The 13,819-nt window shown below is 62.5% G+C and carries 14 protein-coding genes; 5 read left to right on the top strand and 9 right to left on the bottom strand.

Annotated features, from left to right (window positions below):
* The first annotated feature begins 141 nt into the window (after nucleotides 1–141).
* Nucleotides 142–789 carry a response regulator transcription factor gene (locus K1X12_RS10775; protein WP_220987596.1) on the top strand — a complete coding sequence of 216 codons (648 nt, stop codon included), beginning with the start codon at nucleotides 142–144 and terminating at the stop codon, nucleotides 787–789.
* Here K1X12_RS10775 and K1X12_RS10770 read toward each other — a convergent pair.
* The 3 genes from K1X12_RS10770 to K1X12_RS10760 form a co-directional block, all read right to left on the bottom strand.
* Complete coding sequence (locus K1X12_RS10770) at nucleotides 774–4,232, bottom strand: PAS domain-containing hybrid sensor histidine kinase/response regulator (RefSeq protein WP_220987595.1); 3,459 nt, start codon at nucleotides 4,230–4,232, stop codon at nucleotides 774–776. The two genes, K1X12_RS10775 and K1X12_RS10770, sit on opposite strands and share 16 nt — an antisense overlap.
* A gap of 143 nt (nucleotides 4,233–4,375) precedes the next feature.
* Complete coding sequence (locus K1X12_RS10765) at nucleotides 4,376–6,157, bottom strand: sodium:solute symporter family protein (protein ID WP_220987594.1); 1,782 nt, start codon at nucleotides 6,155–6,157, stop codon at nucleotides 4,376–4,378.
* 10 nt (nucleotides 6,158–6,167) lie between these two features.
* A complete protein-coding gene (locus tag K1X12_RS10760; protein WP_220987593.1) occupies nucleotides 6,168–6,446 on the bottom strand; it encodes a DUF4212 domain-containing protein in 279 nt (92 codons plus the stop codon).
* A 201-nt stretch (nucleotides 6,447–6,647) separates the two neighbouring features.
* Here K1X12_RS10760 and K1X12_RS10755 point away from each other — a divergent pair, with 201 nt between their 5' ends.
* The 4 genes from K1X12_RS10755 to pth all read left to right on the top strand — a co-directional run bounded on the left by K1X12_RS10755 (nucleotide 6,648) and on the right by pth (nucleotide 10,203).
* Nucleotides 6,648–7,640, top strand: coding sequence for an amidohydrolase family protein (locus K1X12_RS10755; protein WP_220987592.1), 993 nt, complete (start codon nucleotides 6,648–6,650; stop codon nucleotides 7,638–7,640).
* The gene (locus K1X12_RS10750) at nucleotides 7,637–8,686 is read left to right on the top strand and encodes a serine hydrolase domain-containing protein (protein WP_369426100.1); all 1,050 of its coding nucleotides are present in this window, start codon (nucleotides 7,637–7,639) and stop codon (nucleotides 8,684–8,686) included. Before K1X12_RS10755 ends, K1X12_RS10750 begins: the two co-directional genes overlap by 4 nt.
* Nucleotides 8,687–8,848: 162 nt before the next feature.
* A complete protein-coding gene (locus K1X12_RS10745) occupies nucleotides 8,849–9,496 on the top strand; it encodes a 50S ribosomal protein L25/general stress protein Ctc (protein ID WP_220987591.1) in 648 nt (215 codons plus the stop codon).
* A gap of 83 nt (nucleotides 9,497–9,579) precedes the next feature.
* The gene (gene pth, locus K1X12_RS10740; protein WP_220987590.1) at nucleotides 9,580–10,203 is read left to right on the top strand and encodes an aminoacyl-tRNA hydrolase; all 624 of its coding nucleotides are present in this window, start codon (nucleotides 9,580–9,582) and stop codon (nucleotides 10,201–10,203) included.
* Nucleotides 10,204–10,224: 21 nt separating this feature from the next.
* Here the strand turns inward: pth and phhA are convergent, their stop codons facing one another.
* From phhA to sciP, 6 genes are all read right to left on the bottom strand, one after another.
* On the bottom strand, nucleotides 10,225–11,103 hold the full coding sequence (gene phhA, locus K1X12_RS10735) for a phenylalanine 4-monooxygenase (protein WP_220987589.1): 879 nt from the start codon (nucleotides 11,101–11,103) through the stop codon (nucleotides 10,225–10,227).
* Between the two features lie 49 nt (nucleotides 11,104–11,152).
* Nucleotides 11,153–11,422, bottom strand: coding sequence for a flagellar motor switch protein FliN (gene fliN / locus K1X12_RS10730; protein WP_220987588.1), 270 nt, complete (start codon nucleotides 11,420–11,422; stop codon nucleotides 11,153–11,155).
* Nucleotides 11,419–11,829, bottom strand: a complete 411-nt coding sequence (locus K1X12_RS10725) for a hypothetical protein (RefSeq protein ID WP_220987587.1) — start codon at nucleotides 11,827–11,829, stop codon at nucleotides 11,419–11,421. Before K1X12_RS10725 ends, fliN begins: the two co-directional genes overlap by 4 nt.
* Complete coding sequence (locus K1X12_RS10720; protein ID WP_220987586.1) at nucleotides 11,829–12,785, bottom strand: FliG C-terminal domain-containing protein; 957 nt, start codon at nucleotides 12,783–12,785, stop codon at nucleotides 11,829–11,831. Before K1X12_RS10720 ends, K1X12_RS10725 begins: the two co-directional genes overlap by 1 nt.
* Entirely contained in the window at nucleotides 12,782–13,441 is a 660-nt protein-coding gene (locus K1X12_RS10715; RefSeq protein ID WP_220987585.1) for a hypothetical protein, read from the bottom strand. The genes K1X12_RS10720 and K1X12_RS10715 overlap by 4 nt, the downstream gene beginning before the upstream one ends.
* Nucleotides 13,442–13,535: 94 nt before the next feature.
* Nucleotides 13,536–13,808, bottom strand: coding sequence for a CtrA inhibitor SciP (sciP, locus tag K1X12_RS10710; protein ID WP_220987584.1), 273 nt, complete (start codon nucleotides 13,806–13,808; stop codon nucleotides 13,536–13,538).
* Nucleotides 13,809–13,819 lie beyond the last annotated feature (11 nt).

Raw genomic sequence — 13,819 nt, 5'->3', positions numbered from 1 at the left:
CTAAGACCTTGGTCCTAAGACCAAAGTCGTAAGACCAAGGTCTGCGGCGAGACTCGACTTGAGCGGCGCTGGGGGTAATGTGCCGGTATCGTGGCATGGCAGAGCCTTCAGGCCGCAGGACATGCACCGAGGGGAGGACTTATGAGCGCTGGACCAAGGGTCCTGATCGTGGACGATCATCCCCTCTTCCGGGACGCGTTGGCGGCTGCGCTGCGCGAGGCCTATCCGGCGGGCGCGGAAGCAAGATTTGCAGGGTCGCTTGCCGAGGCGGTGGCCAAGCTGGACGCGGGGCCGAGCGACCTTGTGCTGCTGGACCTGAACCTTGGCGACACGCATGACTTTGAAGGCCTGACGCGCCTCAAGACGCGCCAGCCGGACCTGCCGATTGTTGTCGTGTCAGCTACCGAGTCGCCGCAGGCCTTCCAGACGGCACGAACGCTGGGCGCCGCCGGATACCTGCCCAAGAGCCTGTCGCTCGAAGACCTATCCGCAGCGCTGGCGACGACGCTGGATGGTGGCGAGTGGTTTCCCGAGATACCGGGCGGGGAGATGGAGCACAGCGCGCCCGCGGCGCGGATCGCCAGCCTGACACCGGCGCAGCGGCGCGTGCTGGCGGGCCTGGCAGAAGGCCTGCTCAACAAGCAGATTGCTCATGAGATGGATATCTCGGTGGCAACTGTCAAAGCGCACATGACCGCCATCTTCCGCAAACTGGGCGTCCTCAACCGGACGCAGGCATTGCTGATCTATCAGGAAGCCATCTCGACCGGCGATCACTCCGCCGCCTGAAGGCGCAGACGGCGCACGCACTCACCGAGGAACCGTTTCAGGTCCACCGGGCTAACGGGTTTGCGCAGCAGGGCGACCCCGCTTGTGGCGGCGCGGTCTGCCAGCGTTACATCGGCCGCAGCGGTGACCAGGAGCGCGTTCTGGGCGCTGGTCATCCGGCTTTGCGCGGCGGCGATTATGTCGAGCCCGGTCTGCGCGGCGCGCAGGTCGTAGTCCGCGATCATCACATCGGGCACCTGCATGGCCAGACTTTGAAGGGCGGCTTCAGGCGAGCGGCAAGTTTCGACCAGGCAGCCCCATCCTTCGAGCAGCATCTGCATCGCTTCGGTGATGGCGGTTTCATCATCCACGAACAGGATGCGGAGGCCCGAGATATCATACTCGGGAAGCGTAGGCGCTTCGGCGGCGCGCTTGGGAGCCTGCTGGATAGGCGCGGCGGCAGGCACAGTGACCCAGAACATGCTGCCTTTGCCCGGCCAGCTGCGCATGCCGATGCCCGCATCCATGATGCTGGCGAGACGGCGCGCGACGGCGAGCCCGAGCCCCGCGCCGCGCTTGCCCGCATTGTCCACATCCGAGAAGCGGCGGAACTCTTCAAACACCTGTGCCTGCAATTCAGACGGGATTCCGGGGCCGGTATCCCAGACCTCGATACGGACCTTGCCGCCTCGCCGGCGAGCACCGACCAAGACAGCGCCCGAACTGGTGTAGCGCCGCGCATTGGAGAGGAAGTTCCGCAGGATGCTTTTCAGAAAATCCGGATCTGCTTCCACACTGAGCCGGGTGGGCACAAGGCGGATTTCGATACCGACCTCTTCAGCCATCGGAAGGTTTTCATCCACAAGGTCTTCGAGCAGCGGGCCGACGGGCAGCACGGCGGGCGCAGGCTCGATCGTCGAATGATCCAGGCGGGAAACATCCAGCAAGCCACGCAGAAGCTCGTCAGCCGATTGGATTGCGCGGTCTGCCTTTTCGATAGCTTCGCCAATGCTGCGGCCACTGCCAGCTGCGCCGAGCAGCAGGCGCGCGGCGTTGAGTGGCTGGAGGAGGTCATGGCTCGCCGCCGCAAGGAATCGCGTTTTGGACGCGTTGGCGTTGTCGGCTTCCTGGCGCGCCAGGGTGAGATCTGCAGTCAGGCGCTCCAGCTCGTGCGTCCGCTCGCGCACCCGCACTTCGAGCAATTCATTGGCCTCAATGAGGGCTTGCTCGCGCAGCTTGTCGGCGGTGATATCGGTAAAAGTGGTCACATAGCCGCCACCGGGCATGGGGGCGCCCGTGATCCGTAACCAGCGGCCATCAGGGATCTGGCGCTCACGCATATGTGGCGCGCCCGCCTTCATATGAGCGATGCGCCTCCGGATTTCATCCTCCGGGGCGCCGTCGATCCAGCCGCCGCCGATATTGTGGGCGATTAGTTTTTCCAACTGTGTACCGATGCGGCAAAGCTCCGGTGGATACTGGAAAAGATCAAGATAAGCGGAATTCCACGCAACGAGTTTCTGCTCGGCATCAACCACACTGATGCCCTGCGCTATGTTTTCCAGCATGGACTGGAGCATATGACGCTCAAACCGCTCGGCCTGCGTGCGGGAGTCGAGCATCGAGAGAACATCTGGCAGCGCCACCGTGTTGCCGCCGATTGCGGATGCCAGAACAATTCGGGCAGAGGACGCACCAAGAGCGGACGCCAGGAGGCGCTCCGTGCGCTGAATGAGGCGCCAGTCTGCCGGATCATCGCCGGTTGAGATCACACCGGTTTCCCGGCTGAACTCCCCAAAGGCATGATCGACAGCCTCTGCTGTGAGGAAGCGCGCTGCGAGGGTTTTCAAACCGTTGGGCGAAGCGCCACGCACAGGCGCGCCGGAATAGCCTTCGCCAGGAAGGTCCGCATCACCGGAACCAACAAAGGCGGCTGCCTGCACCCTGTCGCGAAGGCGTTCACGAGCGCGGAACGAGACGAAGATCATCAGGGTGATGTTGATGCCGACGCTCCACACCGCGCCATGGGTCAGCGGATCACCGAAGCTCATGCCGAACAGCGCGTGCGGATCGAGCCAGGAGGGCATCTGGGAGCTGACAGCGCCCCAGCCGAGGATCGAGGGAAGGAAGAGCGTGTAGAGCCAGACAGCCATGCCCGCGATGAGGCCGGTGAGCACCCCTGCCCGCCGCGCCCCGCGCCAATAGACCGCTGCCACAACGGCCGGTGCAAACTGCGCCGCCGCAACGAAGGCGAGCAGCCCTATCTGGGCGAGCGCCTCCCCCGGACCTGCAAACCGATAGTAAGTGTAGGCCAGCAGCAGCAGGGCAAGGATGACTATCCGGCGCGTGGTGACAAGGCGCGCGCCCGCATTGCCGCCGAAGCCCGACAATTTATCCGACCGCATGAGGGCGGGCACGATGAGATCGTTGGTCACCATGTTCGACAGGGCGATGGTGGAGACGATGACCATGCCCGTGGCCGCAGAGAAGCCGCCGAGGAATACGAATGTAGCAAGGACACTGTTTTCCTGCGCGAGCGGCAGCTGAAGGACGAACAGGTCGGCCGGGTAAACCCCGTGGAATAGCCCGATGCCTGCCAGCGTGATCGGCACGATGACGATGGTCGTGATGAAGAGGTAGGCCGGGAACATCCAGCGCGCGAGCTTCATCTCCCCTTCGTCCCGCCGCTCAATCATGGCGACGTGGAATTCATGCGGCAGGCAGACGATGGCTGCCATGGAGAGGAAAACGAGCGTGATGAAACGCCCCGACGGCGCATCCACCGGGAAGACTTCAGACGTGGGCGGAGCATCAGGGACGCCGCCCGATGCAAGCAGTACGGCAGCGAGAATAGCGACCGCTGCCAGCGCGCCGATCTTAACCAGCGCCTCGATGGCGAGGACGCGCATCAGACCGGTGTTGGAGCGCGTCGCATCCGGAAAGCGCGTGCCATAAAGGACCGAGAAGGCAGCGAGCGCGAGGGCCGTTACGAGCACTGTCTCGTCCGCAGGCGCTGCGCCGGATGCGCCTGCGAACGCCTCGAAACTCATACCGATGGATTTCAGTTGCAGCGCGATGTATGGCAGCCCGCCCATGACGGCTGCGAGTGCCGCCGTGGCACCGACCGCGCGGCTTTTACCATAGCGGGCGGAGAGAAAATCCGACAGCGAGGAGACGCTTTCGCGTTTCACCACCTCGCCGATGCGCAGGATCAGCCGGGGCATGAACAGGAACACGATCGCCGGGCCGAGATAGATTGGCACATAATCCCATCCGCTGGACGCAGCCGTGCCAACTGCACCGAAATAGGTCCATGACGTGCAATAGACGGCCAGCGCCAGGGGGAAAACGAACCGGTTCGGCCGGAAGCCCGGCAACTCGCCCACACGGTCTCCCCGCGCGGCGATGGCGAACAGGCCGGCCATATAGACGACTGTGACAAGAATGATGAGCCAGGCGGGCATGCGGGTTCTTGGGTCTCCTTGCAGCGAGCTTGGCGCATCTGACGGGGGACGCGCAAGGGCGTTCGCCCAAGCGCTGTCTCTATGCGGAACGGGCGGCCCCCACTGGGAGGACCGCCCGCCACCAATCAGGCGCTAAGAGACGTCTATTCGGCGGGCGCCATGCCGGCATCGGCGATGCCATGCCGCGTGCGGGTTCCGGGGACGCGGATATCTTCCACGAGATCCTGGATATCCTGCGGCGGGGCTTTCGTTGCCAGGGAAACAATCACACCAACCCCTGTCGAGACGATCATGAACACGAAGCCGATACCTTCTGGCGACACGCCAAGGAACCAGTCATCGGGACCCGCGTCCTTTCCCGCGCCCAGCTTGAAGTGCCAGATGTAAAGGAAAGTGGGGATGAGGCCGGTGAGCATGGAAGCGATGGCGCCTTCCCGGTTCATCCGTTTCCAGAAGATACCGAGCAGGATCACCGGGAACACCGATGCTGCAGCCAGACCGAAGGCGAAGGCAACAACCTGGGCCACAAAGGCAAGCTGGGACGAGTAGATGCCCATGAAGCCTGCTGCAACGACGGCACCTGCCGCCGCAAGCCGCGCGACCCGAAGCTCTGTCTTGTCGGACATGTTCTTGAAGAATGTCCGCCGGCAGAGATCGTGGCTGACAGCTGACGAGATCACCATCAGGAGGCCGGCCGCTGTCGACAACGCAGCAGCGAGACCACCAGCCACGACCAGACCGATGACCCAATCGGGAAGCTGCGCGATTTCAGGATTGGCCAGCACAGCGATGTCGTTGTTGATGGTGACTTCATTGGCCAGACCATCAGGCGCGTTCGGGCCACGGATCTGCATCATGCCATCGCCGTTCTTGTCCTCGAAGCTGACAAGCTTGGTGGCTTCCCAACGGGCGAACCAGGCCGGAGAGGGCGTTGCCCCTTCTGCTTCCAGGGTTGCGGCGTTGGCAGCGTACGCTTCACCCGGCGCGACATAAGTGGTCTCGTTGACCGTGCTGATGACGTTGAGGCGGGAGAAGGCGCCCACGGCTGGGGCAACCGTGTAGAGGATGGCGATGAACACCAGCGCCCAGCCAGCCGACAGGCGTGCATCGCGGGCACGGGGCACCGTGAAGAAGCGGATGATGACGTGCGGCAAACCTGCTGTTCCGAACATCAACGCAGCGGTGATGCAGAACACATCGAACACGGACTTGTTCGTGCTGGTGTATTCGGCGAAGCCGAGGCTGGTGAGCGTGTCGCTGAGCTTCTGGATCATCGACACATCTTCGCCCTTCACATTGGAGATGAAGCCAAGCTGCGGGATCGGGTTGCCGGTGAGCATCAGCGAAATGAAGATTGCCGGAACCGTGTAGGCAAAGATCAGCACGACATATTGGGCGACCTGCGTGTAGGTGACGCCTTTCATGCCACCGAGCACGGCATAGACGAAGACGATACCCATGCCGATGAAGATGCCGGTGTTGAAATCCACACCGAGGAAGCGCGAGAATGCGATGCCGACGCCGGACATCTGACCGGCGATATAGGTGAAGGAAACGAACAGCGCACAGATCACTGCGACCAGGCGTGCCGTGTCGCTGTAGTAGCGGTCACCGACAAAGTCCGGAACGGTGAACTTGCCGAACTCACGCAGGAATGGCGCGAGCAGGAGCGCCAGGAGCACATAGCCGCCGGTCCAGCCCATCAGGTAAACCGAACCGCCATAACCCATGATGGCGATGAGACCTGCCATCGAAAGGAATGAGGCGGCGCTCATCCAGTCTGCAGCGGTTGCCATGCCGTTGACGACAGGGTGAACGCCGTGGCCGGCAACGTAGAAGTCGTTGGTTGATCCGGCACGCGCCCAGAGCGCGACGCCGATGTATACAGTGAAGGTCGAGACGACCCAGAAAATTGTCCAGTCCATGACAGCCCCCTCAGCCTTCGATCCGGTATTTCCGCTCGATGCGGTTCATGGCGAAGCAGTAGTAGAAGATCAGGGCGACGAAGACGTAGATCGAACCGTTCTGGGCAAACCAGAAGCCAAGTGGCGCGCCGCCGATTTTCAGACCATCAAGGAACTCCCGGAAGACGATGCCCGCTCCAAAGGACACCATGAACCAGATCACGAGCAGCGTGAGGGTGAGCCGGAGCACCTCCCGCCAATAGCCCCTTCCATCGATTTTGGGCGTGGTTTCTGACTGGTTTTCTGACATGTCGCATTCCTCCCTGGCTATGCTGCCTCATGCGGTATTCCGCTGATGACAGGCTGCGCTACCTGCCGTCATCCGTACAGGTGGACTTTGGTCTTAGGACGCAGGGGAAACCAGGAAGCGGCTTGCCAAGGCTGGCCGTTAGGCCTTCACTTGCCGCAGCAAGAACCCGGACAACCGGGCATGCCGGAGGAGACGTCGCCCATGTTCAACAATACCGAATGGCTCAACCAGGTGCGCGAGGATGTGATCGATCCCGATCGACCGATCGTTGACCCCCACCATCATCTCTGGCCGCAGGGGCCGCTCACTTACGAGGTGGAAAACCTGCATGGCGACACGGGCGACGGACACAATGTTGTGCAGACGGTGTTCATGGAATGTGGCGCGGCGTATCGCGAAGCTGGGCCGGAACACCTGCGATACGTTGGCGAAACCGCTTTCGTGGCTGATGCGGCACGGCGCGCGGCGGCGACGCCCGGCAAGGCGCAGATCGCGGGCATTGTCGCGCATGCCGATCTTCGGCGGGCCGACCTCGACGAAACGCTGGACGCGCATGCCGCAGCGGCGGGCGGATTGTTCCGCGGCATCCGGCAGGCGGGTGCCTGTGATCCCAATCCGGAAGCATTGCGTATCCCCGGCGGCGCGCCGCCCGGCCTCTATGCCGACGCTGATTTCCGCAAGGGAGTTGCGCGCCTCGGCGAGCGCGGGCTGACTTATGACACCTGGATGTTCCATCACCAGCTGCCGGCCTATGCCGATCTTGCCCGCGCAACGCCCGGCACCACGATGATCCTTGATCACTTTGGGACGCCGCTGGGCGTTGGCGCCTATGCCGGCAAACGCGCGGAGATTTTCGAGAAGTGGAAGGACGATATTGCCGAAGTCGCTGCCTGCCCCAACGTGTTTGCGAAGATCGGCGGCATGGCGATGCCCGACAATGGCTATGGGTGGAACACGCGCGACAAACCTCCGACTTCGGATGAGTTCGTCGAGGCGCAGGCGCCGTGGTACACCCATGCGATCAAATGCTTCGGGCCGGAGCGCTGCATGTTTGAAAGCAACTTCCCTGTCGACCGGCTGTCGCTTGGATACCGCGTACTGTGGAACGGGCTGAAGAAGATTGCGCGGCATTACCCCGAGGCCGCGCAGACGGCGATGTTCAGTGGCACAGCCCGGAAAGTCTACAAGCTGTGAGCGCGAAGGTGGATCTGGTAAAGCTGCCCGCCCAGCCCGCAGGCGTGGCGTGGCCCACGGAGGAATGGCCGGAGGGAGACCTTTCAGTGAAGGTCGCGCCTAAGCTTGCGCCGCTGCTCGACCATGCGTTCAGCGACGCCGCGCCCGAAGCCATGGGCGAGACGCACGCCTTCCTGGCTGTACAGGGCGGCAAGATCGTTGCGGAGCGCTACTGGCGTGGCTTTGACCGGGAGAGCACGCATCATTCCTGGTCGCAGGCCAAATCAATGACGCAGGCTCTGATCGGCATTCTGGTGCGCGAGGGCAAGATTGACGTTCAGGCGCCAGCAAATGTCCCCGAATGGCGAACTGCGGGCGACCCGCGCCGCGCCATCACGCTGGACCAGTTGTTGCGCATGTCCAGCGGGCTGAAATTTGCCGAAGATTATGTCGATGCAGGCGTCTCCGATGTGATCGAGATGTTGTTTGGCACCGGCAAGGCAGATGTCGCGGGCTATGCGGCGCAGTCAGAACTGATCCATCCGCCCGGCAGCGTCTGGAGCTATTCCAGCGGGACCAGCAACCTTGTCGCCCGCGCGGCGGCGCTCGCGGCAGGCGTCTCAGGAGAAGCATTCCGGGACTTCATGTTCCGGGAGCTTTTCCGACCACTGGGCATGACATCTGCCCGGCCGAAATTTGATGAAGCTGGCACCTTTATCGGTTCTTCCTTCTGCTTCTGCACGGTGCGCGATTTTGCGCGTTTTGGCCTGCTCTACCTAAGGGATGGCGTTTGGGATGGCCGCCGCATCCTGCCCGAGGGCTGGGTGGACTATGCGCGCACGCCAACCCCTGTGCCGGAAACGGAGCGGCTGGGCTATGGCGCCCATTGGTGGCTGGGCATGGCGGGGCCGGGCAGCTTCTCTGCTAATGGCTTTGAGGGGCAATACACGGTGCTGGTGCCGGAGCTGGACCTGATCCTCGTGCGTAACGGGAAATCGCCCAATGAGCAGAAAGAGGCGGTGATGGACTGGATGGGCGCGGTCGCCGACTGCTTCCGGGATAAATAAGTATTAATTTTCAATATATTATGCCTCTCCAAGCTTCCCGGCTTGCCATTTCACCCTAACCCGTGTATCCGCCGCACCTTCAGAAAGGGCGGCGCAAGGCCGTGCCTGTCAGGTTCCGACCTTCCCGAGCGGAAGACACGGTCCAGGGCGAAAGGAAAGAAAATGTCCAAAACTAAAATCGTATTCAATGTCGAAGTGCGTGAGCGCGTTGGCACCGGCGGCGCTCGTGAAGCCCGCAACAACGGCTTCGTTCCCGGCGTTCTCTACGGCGGCGACATTGATCCCGTGGCAATCAGCCTGAAAAAAGGCGAAGTCGTCAAGGCGATCGAAACGGGGCAGTTCCTGAACTCCACCGCGACGCTCATCCACAAAGGCGAGCGCCAGCTGGTTATCCCGCAAGGCATCCAGATGCACCCGGTGACCGACCAGCCGATGCACGTTGACCTGCGCCGCGTGAAAGTTGACCAGATCATCTCGGTCGAGGTTCCGGTTCACTTCAAGGGCACCGAAGTCTCGCCGGGCCTCAAGAAGGGCGGCACGCTCAACGTCGTTCGTCACTCCGTCGAACTCAATGTTCCGGCTGGCAACATCCCGGAAGAGCTCGAAGCAGACGTTTCGACCCTCGAAATCGGCGACAACGTGAAGATCTCGAACATCAAGCTGCCGAAAGGCGCTGAGCCCACGATCACCGATCGCGACTTCACCATCGCAACGATCGCTGGCCGCGGCGGCAAGCAGGAAGTGGAAGAAGAGGCTCCGGCCGCTGACGCTGTTCCGGCCGCCAAGGCAGCCGCTCCGAAGAAAGACTAATCTCTTTCTGGACAATTCAGGGGCCGCCAGTCACAAGCTGGCGGCCTCTTTGATTCCGGGCACCAGACAAGGAGAGACCCGCCATGCTGATCCTCATCGGACAGGGAAACCCCGGCGCCAAATATGCCAAGAACCGGCACAATGCCGGATTCCTGGTAATCGACCGCATTCATGACGCATTCGGCTTTGCCCCCTGGCGCTCGAAGTTCGACTCAGAGGTTTCGGAAGGAACGGTGCCGACGGCTACCGGCTCAACCAAAGTTCTGTTGATGAAACCGCAGACCTATTACAACGAGACCGGACTGGCCGCGTCGAAAGCCCTTTCCTTCTACAAGCTGAAGCCTGAAGACGTGACCGTCTTCCATGACGAAATCGATCTTGCGCCGGGCAGGATGCGTGTGAAGCGCGGCGGCGGACATTCCGGCAACAATGGCGCGCGCTCAATGATTGCCCACCTTGGCGAAAACTTCCGCCGTATACGGATTGGCGTGGGCCATCCTGGCGACAAGGCGATGGTGATGCCGCACGTCCTCTCGGACTTTCACAAGGCGGACCTGCAATGGTTCGAACCGATGTCCGACGCGATCTGCAAGGCATTGCCGCACCTGCTGTCGGGCGACGACGAACGCTTTCAGACTGAAGTGATGCGTCTGGCGCCAGCGCCGAAGCATGATCCACGCCAGACAGCGAACAAAGGCGGGGAATAATCCGCCGCCCTTTGGCATCCCCTATGCGGGTTTCTTCCGGCCGCCGTTGCGGAAATACTCAAGCGTACCGCGCTGGATGATGACATCCCCCGGCGCGATGTCATGCGCTTCGAAATCCGGCAGGCCTTTCACATGCGCATAGACATCGCCGAAATCCTTGTAGCAGGTGTCGAGCAAGGCTTCGAAGCTGGGGATGACGAAATAGGTCTGCTGGAAATCGTCGATGATGTATTTCGTCCGCATAAGGCGCTGCAGATCGAAGCCGATACGGTTGGGGCTGGCGTCCTCCAGCGCGAAAACGGTTTCCTGAGGGCTTGAGATAATCCCGGCGCCGTAAATGCGCAGGCCATCTTCTTCCTGGATCAGTCCGAACTCGACCGTGTACCAATAGAGCCGCGCCAGATTGTGTAGTTGGCCAAGGCGCATCGCCCGCTGACCGCCCTTGCCATAGGCTTCCATGAAGTCCGCAAAGACCGGGTTTGCCAGCATCGGCACATGGCCGAAAATGTCGTGAAAGATATCCGGCTCCTGAAGGTAGTCGAACTCTTCTTCCGGGCGGATGAAGGCGCCTGCCGGGAAGCGGCGATTGGCCAGGTGATCGAAGAATATCTCGTCCGGCACCAGCTCTGCCACGGGAACGACCCGCCAGCCCGTCAGCTTCTCCAGCTTGTCGGACAATTGGCCCATATGCGGGATGCCCGAGGGCGACAGCTCCAGCGCGTGCATGGCATCGAGCGCGGCGCGACAGGCCCTGCCCTTTGCGATTTCCTTTTGGCGCCGAAACAGCCTGTCCCAGCGGTCATGCTCCGCCGCAGAATAGGTTTCCCACGCCTGATCGATCGTGAAGTCCGCTGCGCGGGGCGCGCCATGATAGCGATTCTTAGCAAATGCCGTGTCCATACCAGCGATTATACGACAGCACGCAATTTAGTTCCAGATGTAACTAAATTCAGGCCGCCTCGGGCCGTGAATCGATGATTTCGGAGAGCGTAACGCCCAATTGCCCATCGACGACGACCAGCTTGCCCCGCGCGACGAGGCGCCCTGACACGTAAATATCGACAGGTTCGTTGGTCTGGCGCTCAAGCGCGACGATCTCGCCGGGCGACAGGGCCAGCAACTCTTCCATCGGAATGCGCGCCTCACCAAGGACCACATCCACCTGGACCGGCACATCCATCAACATCTTCTCAAGCGCGGGATTCTTCGGCTCGGTCATGCCCCCATCCTTGGCTTGCCTGAGGGGGCTTTGTCCAGCTTCGTGCTGAGGTCTCGTGTGAGTCCGAACAGGTCGCCCTGCCCGTCAATCAATCGCTGCGCGAGTCCCGTGACGGCCCCGCGGACCTGCGGCTTTGTGGCGTCATCATAGGCTGCGCTGTCCAGCAGCTGCATGAGCTGCAACAGATCGGCCAGCACATCGCGCATCGTAGCGGTCACGCGGTCCAGCCGATCGAGCGTTTCCTGGGTTTCCTGTCGCGACACTTCCGCGAGGGCCTCTGCGCGGACCTTCGCGATCAGGCCAGCCAGCTCTTCTGCCGACAGGCGGACGGCATCCGGCGCGGAGGCTTGCGGCGCGAAGTCCGAACGAAAGTCGAAAGGCGATAAGAGGCGGGCAGCTTCGCTCATTACTCGATCAGTTCGTCTTCAAGCGGGCCCTTGGCATCGGCCGCGCGGATTTCGCCACGCTGGATCAGTTGGCGCGCCAGGCCGACAATCTCGAAGCGGGCCGCCTCAATCTCGCTCCTGCGGAGCGCGCCGAGCGCGGCCGTTTCCTCGCGGATCAGCTCTCCGGCCCGCTGGGTCATATTGGAGAAGAACGCCGTAGCGGTCGCGTCTTTGGCGCCCTTGAGGGCGACGATCAGAACCGCGCGGTCGACCGCCGACAGCAAGGTTTGGATGCCTGCGGCATCGAGCGCGGCAAGATCATCAAACGTGAACATCAGGGAACGGACTTTCCGGCCCGAACCTGGCTCCGCACTTTCAAGCGCCGCCAGGAAGACGGACTCGGCGCGCGTATCCATCTGGTCGAAAATCCGCGCGACACGCTCATGCCCACCGCGTGTCCCTTCAGATGCCAGAGACGGAAGGCGGCGCGTCAGATGATCTTCAAGGCTTTTCAGCGCGACTTCGCGCGGCGCCGCCAGATGCAGCAGCCGCTGCATGGCTTCAACAGCGAGGGACGGCGGCAGGGTGCGCAACACGCGCGCCGATGTTTCGCTGGGTAGCCGGGAGAGGATCAGGGCGACACTTGCCGGGCGCTCATACCGCACAAGCCCGACAATCGTATCTACCGGAAGGGCTGCCAAAGCAGTCCAGATGTCTTTATGGCGCTGCTGGCTGGCCGCAGGGAATTGCTGCGCATGGTCAAACCGGCGCGAGGCATCCGCAAAGAGACGGGCGGCTTCTGCCTCCGCCGCCGGATCGTCGGCCAGCGCATCCATAGCGGCAGTCAGCTCCCGAGCCTCCGCGGGCGAGAGCTCTGCCCATATGCCTGCAGCCTCTGGCCCCAAAGCGCGCATCAGGCGTGCGGCACGGAGCGTGCCGGCATCCAGATTGCGGGAAACGGCAATGGGATGGGTCACGACGCGTCCCCATCATTGCGCATCCAGCCACGCAGGACCGCAGCGGCCTTTGCAGGATCGCGCCGGGCAGCCTCGCTGGCGTCAGGCACGCTGACGGGCGCTATGGGCCGCAGCGGGCGCAACGGCTCAACCCGCATCTCTCGTTCAGGCTCGCGCGCAGGCGCGGGCGCAGCAACCGAACCGGCGGGACGCAGGGTGGATAGCGCCATTCCGGCGGAAATCAGGGAAATGAGGCCCAAGGCGCTCAGTTCGAGCCAGGCGGCAGTGTCCGGACGACCGGGCAGCCCGCGCGCAAAGGCGGCCTGTTCGATCACCAGCTTGTCACCGCGCTTGAAGTCGAGCCCCGCAGCATCGGGAAGAATTCGTTGCAGGTCGCCCGCAGCAGTGGCGGCGCGGGCATCGAGCAGCAGGAGGAGCGTGCGCCCGCCTTCGGGATTGCGAGCGATCGTCACGCGCGCATTGCCGGCCCCGGCAATCGGCTCGATCAGGTTCAGGAGAGAGGCTTCGGCGGGGCTGCGCGGGTCCGGCTGACTGCCTGTGAGCAGGCTGGAGGCCCGCCAGACGGCCAGTGAAAGGGCCAGAAACAGCATAAGCAACGCCGCAAGCCGCATGGCCTGCCCCGTCTGTCTGCCTGCCGCCGCCCGCTGAAACGCCATCAACCTCTCCAAACAGCCGCAGATTCGCTCTGCAGCACATCCGGAGAGGCTAGAATCCCTGCCTTAACAGCAGGCTAATATGGCAAACGCCGAATTAACGGCGATATTGCTGAAGACGGGTCGTACGAAGACCCTTGGTCCCATGGCGGGCATAAAGGCGTTCCCACGCCTCATATTCCTCGTCCGTGAGCTTGTAGCGCTCGCAAGCAGCTTCCCGCGTGAGCAGGCCACCCGTGACGGCAGCCACGACCTCTGCCTTACGGCGGGTCACCCAGCGGGAAATGTTCGGCGATGGCAGATCGGCCAGAGTCATCTTCTGGCCGTCCGGCCCCTTAACGCTGATGGGGCGTGCGTTCTGCGTTTCCATGTGCATTACCT

Source organism: Hyphomonas sediminis (assembly GCF_019679475.1).
In the GTDB taxonomy this organism is placed as follows: Bacteria; Pseudomonadota; Alphaproteobacteria; order Caulobacterales; family Hyphomonadaceae; genus Hyphomonas; species Hyphomonas sediminis.
This window is presented reverse-complemented; position numbering and strand designations above follow the sequence as displayed.

Bases quoted from the DNA above. Each gene is read 5' to 3' on its own strand.
- K1X12_RS10775 (WP_220987596.1), top strand. From the start codon at position 142: ATGAGCGCTGGACCAAGGGTCCTGATCGTGGACGATCATCCCCTCTTC.
- K1X12_RS10770 (WP_220987595.1), bottom strand. From the start codon at position 4,232: ATGCCCGCCTGGCTCATCATTCTTGTCACAGTCGTCTATATGGCCGGC.
- K1X12_RS10765 (WP_220987594.1), bottom strand. From the start codon at position 6,157: ATGGACTGGACAATTTTCTGGGTCGTCTCGACCTTCACTGTATACATC.
- K1X12_RS10760 (WP_220987593.1), bottom strand. From the start codon at position 6,446: ATGTCAGAAAACCAGTCAGAAACCACGCCCAAAATCGATGGAAGGGGC.
- K1X12_RS10755 (WP_220987592.1), top strand. From the start codon at position 6,648: ATGTTCAACAATACCGAATGGCTCAACCAGGTGCGCGAGGATGTGATC.
- K1X12_RS10745 (WP_220987591.1), top strand. From the start codon at position 8,849: ATGTCCAAAACTAAAATCGTATTCAATGTCGAAGTGCGTGAGCGCGTT.
- pth (WP_220987590.1), top strand. From the start codon at position 9,580: ATGCTGATCCTCATCGGACAGGGAAACCCCGGCGCCAAATATGCCAAG.
- phhA (WP_220987589.1), bottom strand. From the start codon at position 11,103: ATGGACACGGCATTTGCTAAGAATCGCTATCATGGCGCGCCCCGCGCA.
- fliN (WP_220987588.1), bottom strand. From the start codon at position 11,422: ATGACCGAGCCGAAGAATCCCGCGCTTGAGAAGATGTTGATGGATGTG.
- K1X12_RS10725 (WP_220987587.1), bottom strand. From the start codon at position 11,829: ATGAGCGAAGCTGCCCGCCTCTTATCGCCTTTCGACTTTCGTTCGGAC.
- K1X12_RS10715 (WP_220987585.1), bottom strand. From the start codon at position 13,441: ATGGCGTTTCAGCGGGCGGCGGCAGGCAGACAGACGGGGCAGGCCATG.
- sciP (WP_220987584.1), bottom strand. From the start codon at position 13,808: ATGGAAACGCAGAACGCACGCCCCATCAGCGTTAAGGGGCCGGACGGC.